Below are 19423 nucleotides of genomic sequence, written 5' to 3'. Positions count from 1 at the left end.
GACGTTTTTTTTAAGGTGTCATTAATCCTTCAAATTTGATCGCTAATCTCCCTATGAAAAGCTGAAGCGTGCGTGGACTAGCGTTTGCTATGGAGTGGGTACAGCCCGGTGCCCGCTCAGTACCGCGGAGATCCATCAAGGCGACGGATCACACCCATCAACGTCCTTTATCGGAGCAAAATGTGAGCCAGGAACCCAATCAACCCCCGCGACGCACCCTGCTGAAAACCCTGGGTAGCGCAGCGGCTGCCGGGGCTGCCGGCAAACTCATGCTGTTGCCCGGCTGCAGCAGCAAGGATAAAAAAAGCCGCAGGGATAACCTCTCTTTTACGGAAATTCCACACACCCTGGATTCCGAACACCACCTGCCTGAGGGTTACCGCGCCGACATACTACTGCGCTGGGGGGATGCCATCCTTGAGACAGACGCACCTTTTCGCCCGGAAAGCCTGGACAGCAAAAGCCAGCAACAGCGTTTTGGCTACAACAATGATTTCATCGCTTTTATGCCGCTGGCTCCGAATGCCCCTTCGAACCGGGGGGATATGCACGCCCAGAGCCGCAACAGCGATCGCGGCCTGTTGTGTGTCAATCACGAATACACCCAGCCCCACCTGATGTTTTCCGGCTACAATGACGCATACAGCGCCACTCGCGGTGTCAGTGGCGCGCATGTAGCGGTGGAGCAGGCCGCCTGCGGTCACTCGGTCGTGGAAATCGAGCGCGGCCCGGATGGCTGGCAGATACAATTAAGCAGTCCCTACAACCGGCGAATTACCGCAACCACGGCAATGGACATCAGCGGCCCGGCCGCGGGGGACAAGCGACTGCGCACGGCAGAAGACCCCACTGGCAGACAGGTGCTGGGCACCATCGGCAACTGCGCGGGCGGCAAAACCCCCTGGGGGACAGTACTGATCGCGGAAGAGGGATTTGGCAGTGCCTTTCAAGGGGACCCCGAAAAAATAGAAGACCCCCGCGAGGCGCGCAATCATCGCAACTTTGGTATCACCCCCTCGAACCGCAACTGGGGGAACTATGATCGCCGCTTCGATATCCAGGTGGAGCCCAACGAACCCAACCGCTTTGGCTGGATGGTGGAATACAACCCCTACAATCCAGCCTCCAGACCGCGCAAGCTCACAGCACTGGGGCGCTTTGAGCACGAGGGATTTACCCTAGTGTGCAAGCCTGGCCAGGCGGTGGTGGCCTACGGTGGCGACGATGACGAACACCAGTTTGTCTACCGCTTTATCTCCCGGGGCATCTATCGGCCCGAAGACCATGCCGGCAACCGGGAACTGCTGACCGAAGGCACACTCTACGCCGCAAGGTTTGCAGACAATGGCCAGGGGGAGTGGCTGGCGCTGCGCTATGGGCAGGGGCCGCTCACAGAAAGGAACGGGTTTCGCAACCAGGCCGATGTTCTGATCGATGCACGCCGCGCCGCGGCTCTACTGGGCGCCACCCCCATGGATCGCCCCGAGGACGTGGAGACCAACCCCCATAATGACTGCACCTACGTGATGCTGACCAAAAACAAACAGCGTCGCAAAAGCGATATCGATGCCGCCAACCCCCGCGCGCGCAATACCCGCGGCCACGTCCTGGAAATTGCACCGCCGGGGACCACAGGTCACCGCGACCACACAAGCGATCATTTCCAGTGGCAGCACTTTTTACTCGGAGGCGATCCCAATGCCGGGGACCCCGCCGAGCGGGGTGCCTATGGCCAGCAGTCCAGCGACAGCATCTCTCCCCACGGCTGGTTTGCCAATCCGGACAATGTCGCCTTCGACCCCCGCGGCAATATGTGGATAGCCACCGATGGTTGCGAGCGCTTTGGTTTTCACGACGGTCTCTGGGCCATGGCCACCGAGGGCCCCCTGCGCGCCGCGCCAAAGCACTTTTTTGGATGCCCGCGGGGTGCCGAAGCCTGTGGCCCGGAATTTACACCCGATGGCAAAACCCTGTTTGTGTCTGTACAACACCCCGCGCAAGGGCGCAGTTCCACCTATGACAACCCCCTGCACCGCTGGCCAGATAACGACCCACAGTCCCCGCCACGCCCGTCGGTACTGGCCATCTACCGGGTCGATGGCAGGGAGGTGGGCAGCTAGGGTCTGCTCCGCCCTCCACAGAGCCTGGAGATCCTGTTAAGTGTTGAGTTTTACAGCGGTGGGTGTCTACCGATACCCCATCCCGATAGAGGCGCTACAAATCAGATTGAGAAGAACTGCTGAATCCCCAGCAATACATTCGTTGTTGCCACCGAGGCCAAAATAAGTCCCATTACCCGGCTGACAATACTGGCACCCGCAGGTCCAATTAAACGGTACACCCACTTGGCCATCAGTATGAGCACCAGCACGATCAGCAATACAGCCAGCATTGCCGACGCGGCTTTCAATTGATGCATCACATTGAAGCGATTATTGTCTGTCAGAACAACGGCCGCGAGCATTGCCCCGGGTGAAGCAATCGAGGGCACCGCCAGGGGAAATATGGCCGTTTCATGGCCCTCCCGCACAAATTCCATCTCCTGTTCGGGCTTGCTTTCGCCAAAAATCATGGTGAGGGCAAACAGGAACAGCACAGTGCCACCGGCAACCTCAAAAGCGGACAGCGGCACCCCCATGGCCTCCAGTAAAAACTGACCCGCAATCAAAAAGAACAACAGAATAGCGGTGGCAACCAGCACTGCCAGACAAGCGATCCTGCGCTTTTTCCATTCGGCGTGTCCGGCGGTAACCGCAATAAATACCGGCAGTGTACCCACCGGGTCGATCACTGCGAAGAAAATGACAAAGCTGTTGATCCAATCGTTCAATTGTTACCCCGGCGTACCGTGCTACTATCCTTTCGCGCTCCAGTGCAGATCGCAGGCCGACATCAGATCCCAAACAACAACGGTACGAAATTGCGCCAGTATTTCAGAGGTGGCCATCAAACAAATCCCGGAAGACGGGTTTGATGGCCGGGTTGATACCTTGTGCCCCAGAACCAAAGTCTAGTGTATGACCAACCACTCACCGACCGCCCGCCGCATCGCCAAAACCATCCTGAATGGCTTCGATGCGTATTTTGCAGATTTTCAGAACATCACCCTGGGCGCCAAGGCGCGCTTCGAAACCGCTGCCTGGCAGGCGGTGCGACAGGTCAGCAAAGCGCGCATCGACCTGTATAAAACCAAGGTCAACCAGGTGTTAAGACTGGTGCACTCCGTCACCAGCAAAGACACCAGCCACCTGGCGCTATGGCGGGATGCCCGCGCCACCTACGCGCAGTTGATCGCCAGTCACAGCAATTACGAAATCGCCGAAACCTTCTTTAACTCGGTCTTTTGCAGCCAGTTCGACCACGCCCATATTCACGACAGTAATATTTTTGTGAAACCCTCGCGCACCCCCGACGACAAGCCCCTCAGGGATTACAGTATCTATATCAGCTACAGCGCCCGCGATGGTCTCGAACAGATGGTGGGAGAGATCCTCACGGACTTCGGTTTCTCCGTCCCCTGGGAAAATCTGCCGCGCGATGTGGAGAATATCTGTGCCGCTCTGCGCTCGGTGCCACTGGCCAATCTGGAGAGCGCGAAACAACTGCGTGTGGACATGCTGGAGTCGGTGTTCTATCGCAACAAAGCCGCCTACCTGGTCGGGCGTATGATCTTTCACGGTGAAGTGGTGCCCATAATTCTGCCCTGTCTGAACAATGGCCGCGGCGGCGTCTTTGTCGACACCCTGCTGCACAGTAACGATTCCGCCAGTATCATCTTCAGCTTTACCCGCTCTTACTTTATGGTGGACGCGCCCATTCCCTCCCGTTTCGTGCGCTTTCTCTCCACAATTATGCCCCTGAAGGAAAGGTCCGAACTGTATAATTCGATCGGCTTCCACAAACACGGCAAGACAGAGTTCTACCGGCATATTCTCGCCCATATGAAAGTGAGCAACGATCAATTTGTGATTGCGCCGGGCATCAAGGGCATGGTGATGAGTGTGTTTACCCTGCCCTCTTACCCGGTGGTATTTAAAGTGATTAAGGACCACTTCGACCGACCAAAAACCGTCACTGAAAAAATTGTCCGCGAACAATACAAGTTCGTATCCCGCTCCGACCGGGTCGGGCGCATGGCGGACACCCAGGAATACACCAACTTTATTTTCTACCGCAACCGCTTCAGTGAGGCGTTGCTGCAGGAACTACAAAATCTTGCACCCTCCAAGCTGTTGATCACCGACAAGTGGGTCATTATCAGGCATCTCTATGTAGAGCGGCGCATGGAGCCGCTCAATCTGTATTTGCAAAGCGCCAGCAAAGAGGAAACCCGCGAAGCCATGGAGGAGTACGGCAACGCCATCAAGCAACTGGCCGCCGCCAATATCTTCCCCGGCGATATGCTCCTGAAAAATTTTGGGGTCACCCGACACGGCCGTGTGGTTTTCTACGATTACGACGAGCTGTGCCCTCTGACCGAGTGCCACTTTCGCAAGATTCCCGAGGCGCAAACCGCCGAGCAGGAACTGGCGGACAAGCCCTGGTATACGGTAGATGACGCGGACGTATTCCCCGAGGAGTTCCGCCTGTTTTTCTCCGGCAATCCCACCGCGCGCGCCGCCTTCGAGAAGCTTCACAGTGATCTCTACGACTACCGTTACTGGAAGCGGCTTCAGGATCGCATACACGCCGGCCATGTGGAGAGCGCATTCCCCTACCGGCGCAAGTGGCGCTTTCGCCGCCGCTCCCCGGCGTCTGCACACAGACAGTAGCTGGGTAATAAATAGCTATATTGGTAGAAGGTCTCCGCTACTTGAACAGGTGATGCGTGCGTATTCGTGCATGGGGTGCAACCCTTGTGGCCCTGGCCCTGCTATCCGCCAGCGGCTGTGGTTACTTCCCCAGCGAAATGGCCATTGCGGGCAAGGAAAAGGTGCCCCCAGCCCATACGCGAATCACCGGCAAACCCCAGGTTGTCAGCTGTACCACCCCTGCACGGGGATTCCCCCCGATTCCCTTTGACGATCTCTACCTCTTTACCAGCAACCTGCGCAGACCTTTTCGGGAAAACCCCGGCCTGCCTGTGCAGTATGATGTCAACGCCTACGTGTGGGGGGGAGAACGCTGTGCCCCGCAGGCCTTCTGCAACAACGGGGATTACTACTGGCTGATCGGCCGCGGGCCCGGCGACGACTTCCAGACCTGGGCGATCACACCGCACTATCCGCGCATGACCATTCAATCTCCCTGCAGCGAACAACTGCAGGTGGGGCAGCGCTATCGCTTCTCTTTTAGCCGCGGACAACTGGTGGGCTTTAGCCCGGACTGAGGGGCTCAGGCGGTGCTGTGCTGTTTCAGATAGCGATAAATCGCATCCTGGGCGCGGCATCCCCGCGGTGTGTTACTGGCCAGACGCCGGTTGCTCTGCCCCGCATCCAGAATCCGCGCCTTCTGGTTGTCACTCCATTGCAGCTCGAGGATTTTGCGCACTATGCCGCGATGCACGCTCTGGGTGATGGGGAAGGTCACCTCGACCCGGTGATCCAGATTGCGTGTCATCAGGTCCGCCGATGACATCCATATCAACTCCTCCCCCCCATTGTGGAAAATATACACCCGCGCGTGCTCCAGGAATTTGTCCACCAGGCTGATCACCTGGATATTCTCCGAGAGCCCCGGGGTTTCACAGACCAGCGTGCACATGCTGCGCACGATAATGCGAACCTTGACCCCGGCAGCGCCGGCGCGGTAGAGGCGCTCTACCATCTGGCTGTCCACCAGGTTGTTGCACTTGAAAAACAGCTCGGCACGGCGCCCCTGGGCTGCCGCCTCTATCTCCCTGTCGATCGCCTGCATCAGGGCCGCGCGATTCGTGAGCGGGGAAACCGCAATATGCTGAAATACCGGACGGCGCCGGGTGGAACGGATCAATTCAAACACGTTGTAGACATCCCGCCCCAGTGCCTGGTTGCTGGTGAGCAGGCTGAAGTCACAGTAGATGCGCGCGGTATTCTCGTTGAAATTGCCCGTGCCCAAATGACTGTAATATCGCGTCTGCCCCTCTTCCCGCCGGATAATCGAGATCAGTTTGCAGTGCACCTTTAAGCCGGGCACCCCGTAGACTACCTCGACCCCGGCATCGCGCAGTTCCTCTGACCAGTGGATATTGGCCAGTTCATCAAAACGTGCGCGCAATTCCACAACCGCAACCACCTTTTTGTTATTGCGCACCGCATTGATCAGGGCAGCAACCACCTGGGAGTTTTTTGCCACCCGGTAGAGATTAATGCGAATTTCACGTACCTGGGGATCGATGGCGGCGGAAGCCAGCAAGTTGGAGATTGCGCGAAAATCGTGATAGGGGTAGTAATAGAGGCGGTCGGCACGGCGTATATGGGAGAAGGCGCTCTCGCCGCAGGGCAGGGTCGGCAGCGGTACCAGAGGTTTGTAATTGTGGCGGGCAGCACCCGCGGGAAATTTCATCAGATCCTTGGAATTGTGGTAACGCCCTCCCGGCGTGTAGGTATCGTAGCGCCCCATCTTCAGTTTTTCCTTCACCAGGTTCAGCAGCGTTTGCGGCATTTCCGCATCGTAGGCCAGGCGCACCGGATCGGCCCGCCTGCGCCGCTTGAGGGATTTCTCCATGCGGTCGACAAGATTCTGGGTAATCTGCTCGCCCAGTTCCAGCTCCGCATCCCGGCTGATTTTGAACATATACGCACGCGCCGAGCGAATGGGCAGGACATCGCGAAATACCTCCATCAGGCAAGCGCGAATAATATTGTCGAGTACGATATAGACCTGTTCGCGCCTGCCCTCGCGCGGGGGGATCAAGACAAAGCGGGACAGTGTATTGGTGGGAATATCCATCGCTGCACAGCGCAGCGAACCGTCTTTCAACTGCAGTTGGATCGCAAAGTAGATACGCGCCTCATTGAGCAGGGGCATGGTTTCGCGGTCATCGATAAAAAACGGCTCCAGTTCCGGCAGTACCTCCCGGTGAAAATAGTCCTCCACAAATTTTCGCTGCCGCTGCGTTAATTTGCTCTCTTTCACCACATGAATATCCTCTTTACCCAAACCTGCCAGCACCTTGGCATAAGCGCGGGCGTAGCGCCTCTGCAGGCGCAATACCCGTTCGTTAATCTGCCCGAGCAGCTTGGCAAAGTGCTTTTTCTGCTGTTCTCCTCTGGCAAAAGCCGCGAGGCGGCGCACATCCGCAACGCGCACGCGAAAAAATTCATCCAGGTTATTGGAAAAAATCCCCAAAAAGCGCACCCGTTCGATAATGGGCACGCTTTCATCCTCCACTTCCTGCAATACCCGCTCGTTGAATGACAACCAACTCAATTCTTTCGGGTAGAGGGGTATATCATTAGGCATGGGCGATCTGCGAAAATACACTCGGCTTCCTGTGAATTTCCATCTGCCCCGGGGGAGTGGCAACCGGGCCAAACCCGGCGGCTATGGACCCGTTACAACCCGATGTGCGCTACAGAACCGGTGACTGCCGACCGGCTGCGCTGCACACCCGGATACGGGGAATGCCACAAAAGCTGACCCCCGACCTCAAAGGCCGGTTTCCCAATGGCCGGGGACGCCTATCTTGAGCACAGGGTTATACCGTTAATAGTAGAGCAGTTTACCATCTCAATTCACGTGGGAGCCGGGATGCCAATGCAGACTCCGATAGAACGCTACGCCGCCCTCGACCTGGGTTCCAACAGCTTTCACCTGCTGCTGGCGGAATTCCGCGGCCAGCGCATGCTGCGCCTGCATACGGACCACGCCATGGTGCGGCTCGCCGAGGGCCTGGATGCGAAACGCCACCTGGACCCGGTGGTTTCCAAACGCGCCCTGGCGGCACTCAAACGCTTCCGGCCGGTACTGGAAAAGCTGCCCTCGGACCATATCCGCGTGGTGGGTACCAATACTTTACGCGCCGCGGCGGCCAGTGCAGACGCCTTCCTCGAGGAGGCGGAGTCCATCCTCGGCGCGCCGGTGGAAATTATCAGTGGCATTGAGGAGGCTCGCCTGATTTATACCGGTGTGATGGCCGCCGCGGATGAGCCGCCACGGCAGCGTTGCATTATCGATGTCGGCGGCGGCTCCACCGAACTGGTGCGCGCCTGCGAAGCGCCGGAGCAACTGCAGAGCCTGTATATGGGTTGTGTGGTTTACAGCAAGCGCTATTTTGCCGATGGCATTATCGGCAGGTACTCCGTCAACCATTTCCATCGGGCACAGCGGGCGGCGCGCGCGAAATTGCAGGAATTACAGCACATGGCCGCCGAAGCCGAGGTGATTGGCTGCTCCGGCACCATCAAGGCCGTATCCCGGGTACTCAACGGCGGCGAAGTGGCCGATATCAAGCGTGGGGACATCGACCAGTTGGCAAACACAGTCGCCGGGGTGGAACATATCGCCGAGTTGAACCTGCCCCATCTGGAGGAGGAGCGGCGCCCGGTTTTTGCCGCCGGCCTGGCGATACTCCACGCCATTTTCTGCGAACTGGACATACAGCGCATGGCGGTCTCCTCCTACGCGATCCGCGAAGGCATCGTGCATGACCTGGCCGGGCGGCTGCACGGCGGGGACCGCCGCACCGAGACCATAAGGGCAATGATGCAACGCTGGCAGGTGCATACCAACCAAGTCCGCCGCGTCAGCGATACCGCACAAAAGCTGCTGCAGCAGTTGCGCCCGGCCTGTCCACCCGAGGGCAGGCAGCGGTTGCGCTGGGCCATTCAATTACACGAGTTGGGCCTGGCGCTGACCCACAGCAGCTTCCGCAAGCTCGGCGCCTATATGATCAAACATGCCGACATGGCGGGTTTTTCCAAAAGTGAGCAGGAACACCTGGCCTACCTGGTGCGCAACCAACGCGGTCGTATCAAAAAACCCAGGGAACACTACGGCTTCCACCCCAGCCCGGACCTGCTGCTGTGCCTGCGCCTGGGCTGTATTATCCACCGCGACCGCAGCGAGCGCTCTCTGCGCGGCATCAACCTGGCCGACCAGGGTGACGCCTACCGCCTGCAGATCGAGCGCCTGTGGCTGGACGACAGCCCGGCCATCGAGGAATTGCTCTACCAGGAGGAGCAGCACTGGCAATCGCAACCCCATCCGCTGCGCCTGCTGGCTGTATGACTTCCCCCAGGGTTGACGATACGCACAGGCTGCGCACCGGGCTCAGCACCACTTTCCACCCTACACTCAGTCACTATGAAACTCAGCGAAGTTACCCTCAGCCATCATTACGCCGATCTGGGTGACGCCTTCGGCACCCGCATCGCCCCCACGCCGTTTAGGCACCCCAGGCTGATCGACACCAATCCGGCAGTACTCAGGCTGCTGGGCATTGATCCCGAAGAGGCCACAAACCCCACCTGGGCCCAGTTGGGCTCGGGCGCCAAACTGTTCAAGGGCAGCCAACCCTTTGCGATGAAATACGCCGGTCATCAGTTTGGGGTCTACAACCCGGATTTGGGGGATGGCCGTGCACTGCTGCTCGGGGAGATCGAACAGGCCGGGCGGCGCTGGGAACTACACCTGAAAGGCGCCGGCCTGACCCCCTACTCCCGCTTTGGCGACGGTCGCGCGGTGCTGCGCTCCACCCTGCGGGAGTACTTGGCGGGGGAGGCCCTGAGCGGGCTGGGCATCCGCTCCACCCGCGCCCTGTGTATTGTCGGCAGCGACGAGCCGGTCACGCGCGAGCAGATTGAACATGGCGCCATGTTGATACGCGTGGCCGAAAGTCACGTGCGCTTCGGCCACTTCGAATACCTGTTTTACACCAAGCAACTGCAGGCCCTGCAACAGTTGATCGGTGAAATCTGCAAGCGCTTTGTCGCGGATTCCCAGGGGCTCAGCGCGGGCGGGCAGGCCGAGGCGCTGTTGCGCTTCACGACCAGACGCAGCGCCGAACTGGTGGCCAACTGGCAGGCGGAGGGCTTCGCCCACGGTGTACTCAACACCGACAATATGTCGATCATCGGCGATACCTTCGACTACGGCCCCTACGCCTTTCTGGACGATTACGATCCCGCATATATCTGCAACCACTCGGACCACACCGGTCGCTACGCCTTCGCACAGCAGCCCGGGGTGGTGTTGTGGAACCTGAATGCCCTGGCCCATGCCCTCTCCGCTGTTGTGGACGTGGAAATCCTGCGCGACTGTCTGGAGCAGTTTCAGCCCATGGTCACCGATGCCTACGCCGCGCGTATGCGCGCCAAACTGGGTCTGGCCACCGAGGAGGAAAGCGACCACAAGCTGTGTGCGGCGCTGCTGCAGTTGCTGCAACACAGCACTGCGGACTATGCCCTGTTTTTTCGCGCCCTGGCCCGCTACCGCGGCGAAAGGCCGGCCTCGGCACTGCGCGAACAGATCCCCCCCGCGCAGCACGGTGAACTGGCACAGTGGCTGGCGCACTACGATAGCCGTCTGGCGCGGGAAAACAGCGACGCCCGCAGGCGCAGCCTCGCCATGCTGGCGGCGAACCCAAAATACATTCTGCGCAATTATTTGGCACAGAAGGTCATCGAGGCAGCCGAAAATGGCGACTATCATCCATTGCGGACCCTGCGCCGGCTATTGCAGTCCCCCTTCGAGGAGCACCCGCATCACGAGGTCTGGGCCATTGCCCCACCGGAATCCGCCAAGCGCATCCCGCTCAGCTGCTCCTCCTGAGGCGCAGTGACCCACGCGCTGCCCGGATAAGGCTGCCGGAGATCGATTTTTTGCGCATAACGGTTTCGAGGGCAAGGTACCGGCGGTCGCAGTATGTGAATTTTTATAATATTCTGGTCACAACCTAATAATAGAGGAACAATAACTGATGATAAGAAACCTGTTGTTGGTCACTTTCAGCCTGTTGATCGCCCTGCAGGCCAGTGCCGCAGACGTTGTGGGCCAGTGGCGCACCATCGACGATGAAACCGGCCAGCCCAAGTCCATTGTGGAAATCTACGAAAAGGATGGCAAATACTACGGCAAAATCGCAGAGCTTCTGTCGGAGCCCCGTGACACCGTCTGTGAAAAATGCCCCGGTGAACTGAAAGGCAAACCGCTTGTGGGCATGGATGTCATCACCGGTATGGTGAAGAAGGGGGACAAGTACACGGGCGGGGAGATTATGGACCCCGCCAAGGGCAAAGTGTACGACTGCAAGTTTTGGCTGGAAGGCGACAATACGCTCAAGTTGCGCGGTTACCTGGGGTTCCTCTACCGTACCCAGACCTGGCAACGGGTGCAGTAGCCCGACAGCGGCACAGGCCCGCCCCCTGGGGCGGTACCTTGCCCTGGCAGCGGCAAACGCCCAAGCGCCCTTGCAGGCAGGATCACTCTACAGGACCACCCTGCCACGCGCCCCGCTGGTGGCCCGCGCCGCTATGACCTTGTCATCTTCACCGGTATCGATGCGCACCCTGGCGCTCATGCCTGCGCGCAGGGCCGGTGCATCCTTGAGCGGGTAGAGACGCAGCCGCACCGGCACCCGCTGTCCCACTTTCTCCCAGTGGCTACCGGCATTTTGCCCCGGTGACGGGGCGAATTCGCTGTTGCTGGCGGGACTCATACTGTCCACCTGGGCCTGCCAACGGAAATCCGGATAGGCTGCCAGGGTGACTTCCGCCTGCTGGCCTACACGCACGCGACCCAGCGCCGTCTCCTCCAACTCGGCCTCCACCCACAGGCCGCTGGAATCAATCATGTCCAGCAGGCGGGTGCCGGCCGTGGCCATTTCCCCCACCTGGGGGAGGGTATTGGCAATAGTGCCGTCCACCGGGGCGATCATACGGGTGCGCGACAACTGGAAGCGCGCTCTGTCGAGCTGCGCCTGGGCCACTTTCAAATCAGCCTGCTCCTCCAATGGGATGCCCGGATCACCGCCCAGTTTTGCGCGCAGGCTGGAGAGCTTCTCGGCATTGATCGCAATCTGCGCCCCGGCCTTATCCAGTTGCTGGCGCGCGCTGTCCAGTTCCGCCTCGGAAAAAGCCGCCTGGCCGAGTTTTTCATTGCGCGCCAACTGGCGCCGATAGAATTCTGCATCTTTGCGCGCCTGCTGCAGGGCCGCATCGGCTTCAGCATACCTGGCGCGGCGCGCCAGTAGCCCGTTGCGTACCTGGGCCAGGCGCGCCTCCGCCTCCACCACGGCCAGTTCAAAGGTGGTGCGATCTATCTGGATCAGCAACTGCCCCTGGCGCACCGGCTGGTTGGCACTCACCAGCACCCGGGTGATTATGCCGCTCACTTCCGGTGCCAGGGAAACCTTATCCGCTTTCACAAAGGCATGCTCGGTCTCCACCAACTGGGTACCACCAAATACGCGCCAGCCGGCTGCCAGGATGACAACCGCCAGTACCAGGCCCAGTTTCCACAGGGCCACAGGGCCCAGCTGTAAGTGCCACTTGTCAGTCACATTCACTCTCTTCGGGTGTCAGATTTTTGCGCAGCCGCTTCCATTGCCACTGCCACTGTTGTCTCTCTCACAGGCTGAAGAAAAAACATTTTTCAGCAGCCTGCCAATCCGAACAGGGATGCTCGGGTCGCAAATCAAGCATGTAACGGCTTGATTTGTCGTGGAGGGTTTGCGGACATGCGCCGCAAACCCCGGTTCCGTAGCCCGGGTCTCGGGCGGGCAGGAACAATTGTGTAGTGACCGGCAAATGGTCCTGGGCAGCGCATGTCTGATCCCGGCCACAACCACTCTCCCTGACGCGCCCTGCCCTTTTTAAGGGGGGCTCATTATAGACCTGATTAATATTTCATCAATGGGGAGATAATGGTAGGCGGGGCAAGAAAAAAGGCGGCCCTCGCGGCCACCTTTTCTACTGGCGGGATGAGGGCTCTGCCTATTTTTCCAGCAGTTCAACCCTGTCCACCTTCTGGAAACCTCTCGGTAGCTTATTCCCCCGGCGGCCGCGCTCTCCGCGGTAGTGATCCATCTCAGAAATTTTGATCCTGGTGTGGCGTTTGCCCGCGTGTACCAGCAGCTGGCTTTTGCCCTCAAGCACGGCGATACCGACCACCACTTCCTCGCGGCTGGCAACCCGCGCCGCGGTGATATTGATGATCTTGTTGCCCTTGCCCTTGGACAGCTCCGGCAGCTCGGTCACCGGAAATACCAGCATGCGCCCCTCCGAGGTGACCGCCACCAACAGGGCCTCCTGCGGGCGATGCAGGATACAGGGGGGCAGTACCCGGGCACCCTTGGGCAGGGTCAACATGGCCTTGCCCGACTTGTTGCGCGAGTGCAGGTCCGACAACCGGGCAATAAAGCCGTAACCCGCATCGGAAGCCAGCAGGATGCGCTGGCTGTCCGGGCCCATCAGCAGCCCCTCGAAAGTGGCGCCGGAAGGCGGGTTGATACGCCCACTGAGCGGCTCGCCCTGGCCCCGCGCCGAAGGCAACGAGTGGGCGGCGATAGCATAACTGCGCCCCGAGCTGTCCAGCAGCAGGGCCGGCTGGTTGCTCTTGCCGCGCGCGGCAAACCCCAGGCCGTCGCCGGCCTTGAAGCTGAGAGAGGCGGGATCGATGTCATGGCCTTTGGCCGCGCGAATCCAGCCCTTCTTGGACAGCACCACGGTGATCGGGTCGGAGGAAAGCAGCTCCGCTTCGCTAAAGGCCCTGGATTCCTCGCGCCTAACAATCGGCGAGCGGCGCTCATCACCAAATGCCTTGGCGGCGGTCAATAACTCTTTCTTGATCAGGGTCTTCAGCCGGCGCTCACTGCCCAGGGTTTTACTGAGGGTATCCCGCTCTTTTTCCAGCTCCGCCTGCTCGCCGCGGATTTTCATCTCTTCCAGACGCGCCAATTGGCGCAGCTTAGTGTCGAGAACGTAATCCGCCTGCACCTCGGTCAACTCGAAGCACTCCATCAATTCCTGTTTGGGCTCATCACAGGTGCGGATAATCTCGATCACTTCATCGATATTGAGAAAGGCGATCAGCAGCCCCGCAAGCAGGTGCAGGCGCCTCTCCACCTTGTCCAGGCGGAACTGCAAGCGGCGGCGGGTGGTGGTGGCGCGGAAGGTCAGCCACTCGCGCAGTATTTTATCGAGGGCCTTTACCTGGGGGCGCCCATCGATACCGATCATATTCATATTGACGCGGTAATTGCGCTCCAGATCGGTGGTGGCAAACAGGTGGTTCATCACCGCTTCCACTTCCACCCGATTGGAGCGGGGCACAATCACCAGGCGTGTGGGATTTTCATGATCCGACTCGTCGCGCAGGTCGGCAATCATCGGCAGTTTCTTGGCCTGCATCTGCTGCGCAATCTGCTCCAGTACCTTGGCGCCACTGACCTGGTGGGGCAGCGCGGTAATGACGATATCGCCATCCTCCTTGCTCCACAGGGCGCGCATCCTGATGGAACCGCGACCGGTCTCATAGAGTTTGCGCATATCCTCGCGCGGCGTGATGATCTCCGCCTCGGTGGGCATATCCGGGCCGGGAATATGCTTGCACAAATCCTCGACGGTGGCTTTGGGGTTATCCAGCAGGGCCACGGTGGCGTTGACCACTTCGCGCAGGTTGTGGGGCGGAATATCCGTGGCCATCCCCACCGCGATACCGGTGGTGCCATTCAACAGGATATTGGGTACCCGCGCCGGCAGCACACAGGGCTCATCCAGGGTGCCATCGAAGTTGGGCTGCCAGTCCACGGTGCCCTGGCCCAGTTCCGACAACAGCACTTCGGAATATTTGCCCATACGCGACTCGGTGTAACGCATGGCGGCAAAAGACTTGGGATCGTCCGGGGAACCCCAGTTGCCCTGGCCGTCGATTAACGGATAGCGATAGCTGAACGGCTGGGCCATCAGCACCATGGCCTCGTACACGGCACTGTCGCCGTGGGGATGGTACTTACCAATCACATCGCCGACAGTGCGCGCAGATTTCTTGTACTTGGCGGAATTCTTCAGCCCCAGCTCACTCATGGCGTACACAATACGCCGCTGCACCGGCTTCAGGCCGTCACCGATATTCGGCAGGGCGCGGTCCAGGATCACGTACATAGAGTAATCCAGGTACGCTTTTTCGGTGTACGCCTTCAACGGCAGGCGCTCTGTGGCCTCATAGACAGTGGTGTCGGTCATACAGCACTCGTTGTTCGATTCGCGAGGGGCGGATTATGGCGGACCGCAACGGGAGGTTCAAAGGGGGTTGTGCACGGGGCCAGCCTGGGACGCAAGGTTCGAGGCGGAGAGGTGCCATCAGCCCCGGTCAAGACACCACCCTCTAAAAAATACCCGCCAACTTACGATCTGCACTTGCCCCGGAGGGCACCTCAATACCAAACACCGCGCGCAAAGTACGGCGTAAATCCCCCACATCGGCGAGTATTTTTTCGGTTTTGGGGCCATCGACCGGCAGGTAGCTCAACTGGCGGTCCAGCAGCACATGGCGCCCCTGGGGCAATATCCGTGTTGCAATCAGCTGCTGCACAAAACGGGACTCCGGATGTGTGCAGCAATACCAGTTGGCCATTTTGTAATCGCCTGCATTGCGGGGCCGGCAATCAAAGCGATACATGGGCTCCCAACGCTCCGCAATGCGGATTTCCAGCAGGTATTCCTCACCGGTCAATGTCAGGCGATAGACGCCGTGGGGCGTGTTCTGCCGGGCCACAGAATCCATCCGCAAGGGGGCTGAGGGTGTATTGCTGCCAAACCCCGCATCCAGCAAATAGGGCACCCCACCCAACACAACCCGCAGTAGCATATGGGACTGTGCGGATTCATGCTCCGGGGGCATCTGCCACAGGACACGGGCAGCGAGCCCCGTCACCTGAAAACCGGTCTGCTGCAATACCGCGCGCAGGAGCCCATTCTGCTCAAAACAATAACCCCCGCGCCGGTGATGCACCAGTTTGTCCTCAATGGCCGCCAGTTCAATCTTGACCGCATCACCAAGAAAGGGCGTGATATTCTCAAAAGGGATACTGCCGACATGGTGCGCAATCAGTGCTTTGAGGGTTTGCAGATTTGCAGCCGGCCTGCCGCGGTAGCCAATACGTGCAAAGTAACTGTCCAAATCAACGCCTTGTGTGTCCGCTGTCATTGGCCGCTTATCCTCCGGGCTCACTTTCAATACGGGGCAGACTAGCAGCACAACTTAGGTTGAGGTCAATACCAATCAATGCTCTTTTGACAGTGGGCCCCGGCAGCTCCAGCGGTCTCTGCGGCTACTGACAGGACAGACTGAAAATTCTGTAACGAATGGTGAGACATATTGACAGGTTCTGGGCCCCATACGCAGATTAGGAACAGCTAGACAAAGGTGGGCTTTGCCCAGGCAGGCAGGGTGGAATCAAGTTGCCTCAATAGTCCCAATAGTTAAAAATACGCAGAATCCTATAATAAGTCGGCTTTAAGGGACTGCATGACCGATACGCTCAAAGATATACTCTCCTTTGTGCAGGAGGTGGGCCTCAAGGACGGTCTCTTTGTCATCTTTTTCATCTTTGCACACTATTTACTATTCTGGATGTACCGTGGCCGCCTGAAAGATCGCCAGCTTGAAATCGATCGGCTGGCAGCGGATAATCGGGAATATCGGGATAGGTTTCTGAAGTTGATGGACAGCGCCTTCTCTTATTCCCCGCCAACCAGAAAAGCGGCGCCTAGAAAGCCGGTCAATGAAAAGGAGTCCGGATAATGCTTTATATACTGCTGGCAATGGCCCTGTTGGGCATTGCAGTTCAGTTATATCGGCTTGTAGAGATGAAAAAACATGACCAGCATTTATTTGAGCTTTGCCAGTTGCGCAGGGATGCCATCCACTACCTCTCCAACGCTTACGAAGACCTCTCCAGAACAGACTATATCGCCCTCAGAAAGATAAACGATGCCCTTAGTACCATTATTGCGAGCTACAGCGAGCACAGAACGGTTATCTTCAATTTCAGACGATTTTCTGTGTACCTGGATGAACTGAAGGCCTTCGAGAACAAGGCTAAAAATATATCCACCAGTAATACAGAAATACAAAACCTGCTCAACAGAATACACCACTCCATTTTTAAAGCCTTTCTCGCATTTACGCCCCAATTGAAGTCGGAACTGGCCTTCACACTTGAGCTGCACTTGATCGCATTCGGTGTGCGTGCGGGAATCAATTCCCTCAAAGGCTATTTACTGAGTCTTAAGGAAGCGAAAATGATGGTCAATGCCTTTAAAAAGTCAACTGCCCCCTGCTAGCTTCTGCCGTTTTCTCAAGCGAATTTTCTTGTAAAATAAGTTTACTATACCTCCCACCCTGCTTTTTTCTTGATTGCTTCCTTATACATTTCGGGATCACCTGAAGCCATTGACCGACCAATCGGCTCCAGCCGCGCCAATAGCTTCTTTATATTTTATCCAAGACACTGCAAAGCGCTTAACACAGTGCCATATTATCCCTCCCGCGGTAAGACCTTGTCACAGGAGAGCGCCTGTTTTGATCGCCCCCTGCCGGACCTGGTAGCGCGATACTGCTGCCGATACAGCTTACTGCAACGCCAGTTTCAGAACGGCCCGACCGGGAGGCGAAACAGCCCAGTTTATTTCGTAATCGCAATAGCAGCGCCATCAAACGCCTGATTCTTTACGCTGGGAGTACGAAGGCGAAAGGGCCGTGGTGGCTGATGCGCTTACTGCTCCGTAGTAACAGCACAGGAGGTAAGCGTGCGCGGTGCTGTTCGCAGCTGCACAGACTTTCCAGGTGCCCGCTCTTCCTCTCTGCGCTACGTCTTTTCTTTGGGGCGCCGCTTGAATGGCCTGATGGTGTCTGGCTCTTCCTCTAGCGCCCAGGCTTCGTCCAGCAGTTGCAGTAAACGCACGGCCCGTACCAGCCGGTTATCCTTGCCGGGGGCAATGTGCAGATCCACAGTGTTATCTTTGATAGCAACCGGCGTGATAATAAAATAATCCCCCAGGTGCAGTGGCTGAAACAATCGACAGGGTAATATAGCCATCTTTATAAGCTCCTTGAATCGCCTGTGACGGAAAAGCGAGTGCATAGCACCGTTTTTCTCGCCCGAGGCGCGGTCCTTGTAGGAAAAAGAAAAGGGAAACTTGCAGGGTGCGCAGCCAGAGAGGCGGTGCGCGGCTGAAGTAAAACACCACACCAATCATCACGCAACGCCACAGCACACGCCGCCGCCAGGGGCGAAAGTGACTCGAAAAGCTCGTCTTCAGGGAGACCTTTATTGAAGACGAACGAGTGTATGGCGTATCATTCAAGACAGCCTCGCTAGATAGCTTAATTATCTATTGGGGTTAGCCATCTCTCGGTGTTACTAGCACCGGGGGGTGGCGTTTTTCTATCATTTACGCGGTCATGATGCGGTCCTGCTTTATTGGTTGAAGCTTTGTTGTGGCTGTGGATTGCCCACAGGCGCCGCGGTTGCAGGGCGCCTTGCGGGCGGAATCACAATGATTGTTAAGCGTTTTTTCGGCTTTATTCTCTGTTTTTTTGTTCGCTTAGGCCGGATTACCGCTTGGCGGTAGGGCAGCAGACCTTACCGTAATCCCTTTTTACAGGGAATACAATCAAGCCGAAGCTTTAGGCGACACCGAATTCAGTTTCCCTGGCGGGTAACGATTGGCCAGGGGTTTTGGTTTAATGCAACTGTACATCAGATGCGAACGGCAATACGAACTTCACGAGATAGCAGCGTAGGTTCCTGGCCGTCGATGCATACTCCGCGCAATTCTCTGGGATCCAACTTGGTACTACACAATCGGTACCACAGCTGACAATCTACTTCCCTGATCATCTGGTGAAATATATCAGTTTATAAGGCTACTTGGCTGATACAGGGTTTTGAACACCCTCGATTTAAAAAATAGGCCCGCATTTGTGAGCTATTCGACAATTATTCTGAACTGTTCAATTCAGTAATAGCTTCATTTAGTTTATTACCCAATTTACTTTCCGCGCCCTCGTCAGAAAGAATTGCAGAAAGAACCGGTACAATTTTTTCTTTAGCCTCACTCAATGACATCAAAAGATCCAACGCTTGCTCTCGGCAACTAGAATTAAGATCCGCCACTTCACTCAAGAAAACCGGTAAAAAATCAATTATAGAAACGCGACAAGCCTCTCTTAACCCAAGCTCTTGACCATCATACGAACACTTTAATTCTTGAGCAGCATGCCCGTTGGCTATTTCAAAAAGCAAATCATAAACGTAATCACGACCTAAAGATGTGTCTGATTGCAATATCTCTATCAGAAACGGAATAGCATAAAATGATGCTTCATATAGGTCTGACTGCAATACAATATGATTATCAAGCTGCCAATAAGAAGCTTCCCTAGTTTTTGCATCTTCTGAAATTAAGTTTTTTATAGCTGAGGGAACATGCTCAGCATTACCATGAGCTTGCTGCAACTGCTCCCAATTTACACTATCAATTTTATCAAACATGCA

At 57.3% G+C, this 19423-nt stretch carries 15 protein-coding genes; 8 read left to right on the top strand and 7 right to left on the bottom strand.

Annotation, left to right across the window (positions count from 1 at the left end; translation table 11 throughout):
• Positions 1 to 182 precede the first annotated feature (182 nt).
• Positions 183 to 2120, top strand: a complete 1938-nt coding sequence (locus ACL7TT_RS02055) for a PhoX family protein (protein WP_299942201.1) — start codon at positions 183 to 185, stop codon at positions 2118 to 2120.
• A 101-nt stretch (positions 2121 to 2221) separates the two neighbouring features.
• Here the strand turns inward: ACL7TT_RS02055 and ACL7TT_RS02050 are convergent, their stop codons facing one another.
• Positions 2222 to 2830 carry a MarC family protein gene (locus tag ACL7TT_RS02050; RefSeq protein WP_299942199.1) on the bottom strand — a complete coding sequence of 203 codons (609 nt, stop codon included), beginning with the start codon at positions 2828 to 2830 and terminating at the stop codon, positions 2222 to 2224.
• 187 nt (positions 2831 to 3017) lie between these two features.
• Here ACL7TT_RS02050 and aceK point away from each other — a divergent pair, with 187 nt between their 5' ends.
• Together aceK and ACL7TT_RS02040 are read left to right on the top strand one after the other, a co-directional pair.
• Complete coding sequence (gene aceK / locus ACL7TT_RS02045) at positions 3018 to 4772, top strand: bifunctional isocitrate dehydrogenase kinase/phosphatase (RefSeq protein ID WP_299942197.1); 1755 nt, start codon at positions 3018 to 3020, stop codon at positions 4770 to 4772.
• Between the two features lie 56 nt (positions 4773 to 4828).
• On the top strand, positions 4829 to 5329 hold the full coding sequence (locus ACL7TT_RS02040; protein ID WP_413392752.1) for a hypothetical protein: 501 nt from the start codon (positions 4829 to 4831) through the stop codon (positions 5327 to 5329).
• A gap of 5 nt (positions 5330 to 5334) precedes the next feature.
• Here ACL7TT_RS02040 and ppk1 read toward each other — a convergent pair whose 3' ends face one another.
• Entirely contained in the window at positions 5335 to 7383 is a 2049-nt protein-coding gene (ppk1, locus tag ACL7TT_RS02035) for a polyphosphate kinase 1 (protein ID WP_413392750.1), read from the bottom strand.
• 288 nt (positions 7384 to 7671) lie between these two features.
• On the opposite strand from ppk1, the gene ACL7TT_RS02030 reads away from it, so the two are divergent.
• From ACL7TT_RS02030 to ACL7TT_RS02020, 3 genes are all read left to right on the top strand, one after another.
• A complete protein-coding gene (locus ACL7TT_RS02030; RefSeq protein ID WP_299942191.1) occupies positions 7672 to 9150 on the top strand; it encodes a Ppx/GppA phosphatase family protein in 1479 nt (492 codons plus the stop codon).
• Between the two features lie 75 nt (positions 9151 to 9225).
• On the top strand, positions 9226 to 10692 hold the full coding sequence (locus tag ACL7TT_RS02025; protein WP_413392748.1) for a protein adenylyltransferase SelO: 1467 nt from the start codon (positions 9226 to 9228) through the stop codon (positions 10690 to 10692).
• A gap of 148 nt (positions 10693 to 10840) precedes the next feature.
• On the top strand, positions 10841 to 11260 hold the full coding sequence (locus tag ACL7TT_RS02020; RefSeq protein WP_413392746.1) for a DUF2147 domain-containing protein: 420 nt from the start codon (positions 10841 to 10843) through the stop codon (positions 11258 to 11260).
• Between the two features lie 87 nt (positions 11261 to 11347).
• Here the strand turns inward: ACL7TT_RS02020 and ACL7TT_RS02015 are convergent, their stop codons facing one another.
• The 3 genes from ACL7TT_RS02015 to ACL7TT_RS02005 all read right to left on the bottom strand — a co-directional run bounded on the left by ACL7TT_RS02015 (position 11348) and on the right by ACL7TT_RS02005 (position 16068).
• Positions 11348 to 12421, bottom strand: coding sequence for an HlyD family secretion protein (locus ACL7TT_RS02015; protein WP_413392744.1), 1074 nt, complete (start codon positions 12419 to 12421; stop codon positions 11348 to 11350).
• 433 nt (positions 12422 to 12854) lie between these two features.
• Complete coding sequence (parC, locus tag ACL7TT_RS02010) at positions 12855 to 15104, bottom strand: DNA topoisomerase IV subunit A (protein ID WP_413392742.1); 2250 nt, start codon at positions 15102 to 15104, stop codon at positions 12855 to 12857.
• A gap of 142 nt (positions 15105 to 15246) precedes the next feature.
• Positions 15247 to 16068, bottom strand: coding sequence for an arylamine N-acetyltransferase family protein (locus ACL7TT_RS02005; RefSeq protein ID WP_413392740.1), 822 nt, complete (start codon positions 16066 to 16068; stop codon positions 15247 to 15249).
• Positions 16069 to 16389: 321 nt separating this feature from the next.
• Between ACL7TT_RS02005 and ACL7TT_RS02000 the strand changes: the two genes are divergently transcribed.
• Entirely contained in the window at positions 16390 to 16665 is a 276-nt protein-coding gene (locus ACL7TT_RS02000) for a hypothetical protein (RefSeq protein ID WP_299942095.1), read from the top strand.
• Positions 16665 to 17207 (top strand): hypothetical protein, encoded by a 543-nt coding sequence (locus ACL7TT_RS01995; protein ID WP_299942093.1) that lies wholly within the window; start codon positions 16665 to 16667, stop codon positions 17205 to 17207. The genes ACL7TT_RS02000 and ACL7TT_RS01995 overlap by 1 nt, the downstream gene beginning before the upstream one ends.
• Positions 17208 to 17731: 524 nt before the next feature.
• On the opposite strand, the gene ACL7TT_RS01990 is transcribed toward ACL7TT_RS01995, so the two are convergent.
• Positions 17732 to 17962, bottom strand: coding sequence for a hypothetical protein (locus tag ACL7TT_RS01990; RefSeq protein WP_299942091.1), 231 nt, complete (start codon positions 17960 to 17962; stop codon positions 17732 to 17734).
• Positions 17963 to 18865: 903 nt separating this feature from the next.
• On the bottom strand, positions 18866 to 19420 hold the full coding sequence (locus ACL7TT_RS01985; RefSeq protein ID WP_306039738.1) for a hypothetical protein: 555 nt from the start codon (positions 19418 to 19420) through the stop codon (positions 18866 to 18868).
• Positions 19421 to 19423 lie beyond the last annotated feature (3 nt).

The organism is Microbulbifer jejuensis (genome assembly GCF_047289955.1).
Classification (GTDB): Bacteria; Pseudomonadota; Gammaproteobacteria; order Pseudomonadales; family Cellvibrionaceae; genus Microbulbifer.
The sequence above is the reverse complement of the archived record's forward strand: the minus strand, read 5'-3'. Positions and strand labels throughout refer to the sequence as shown.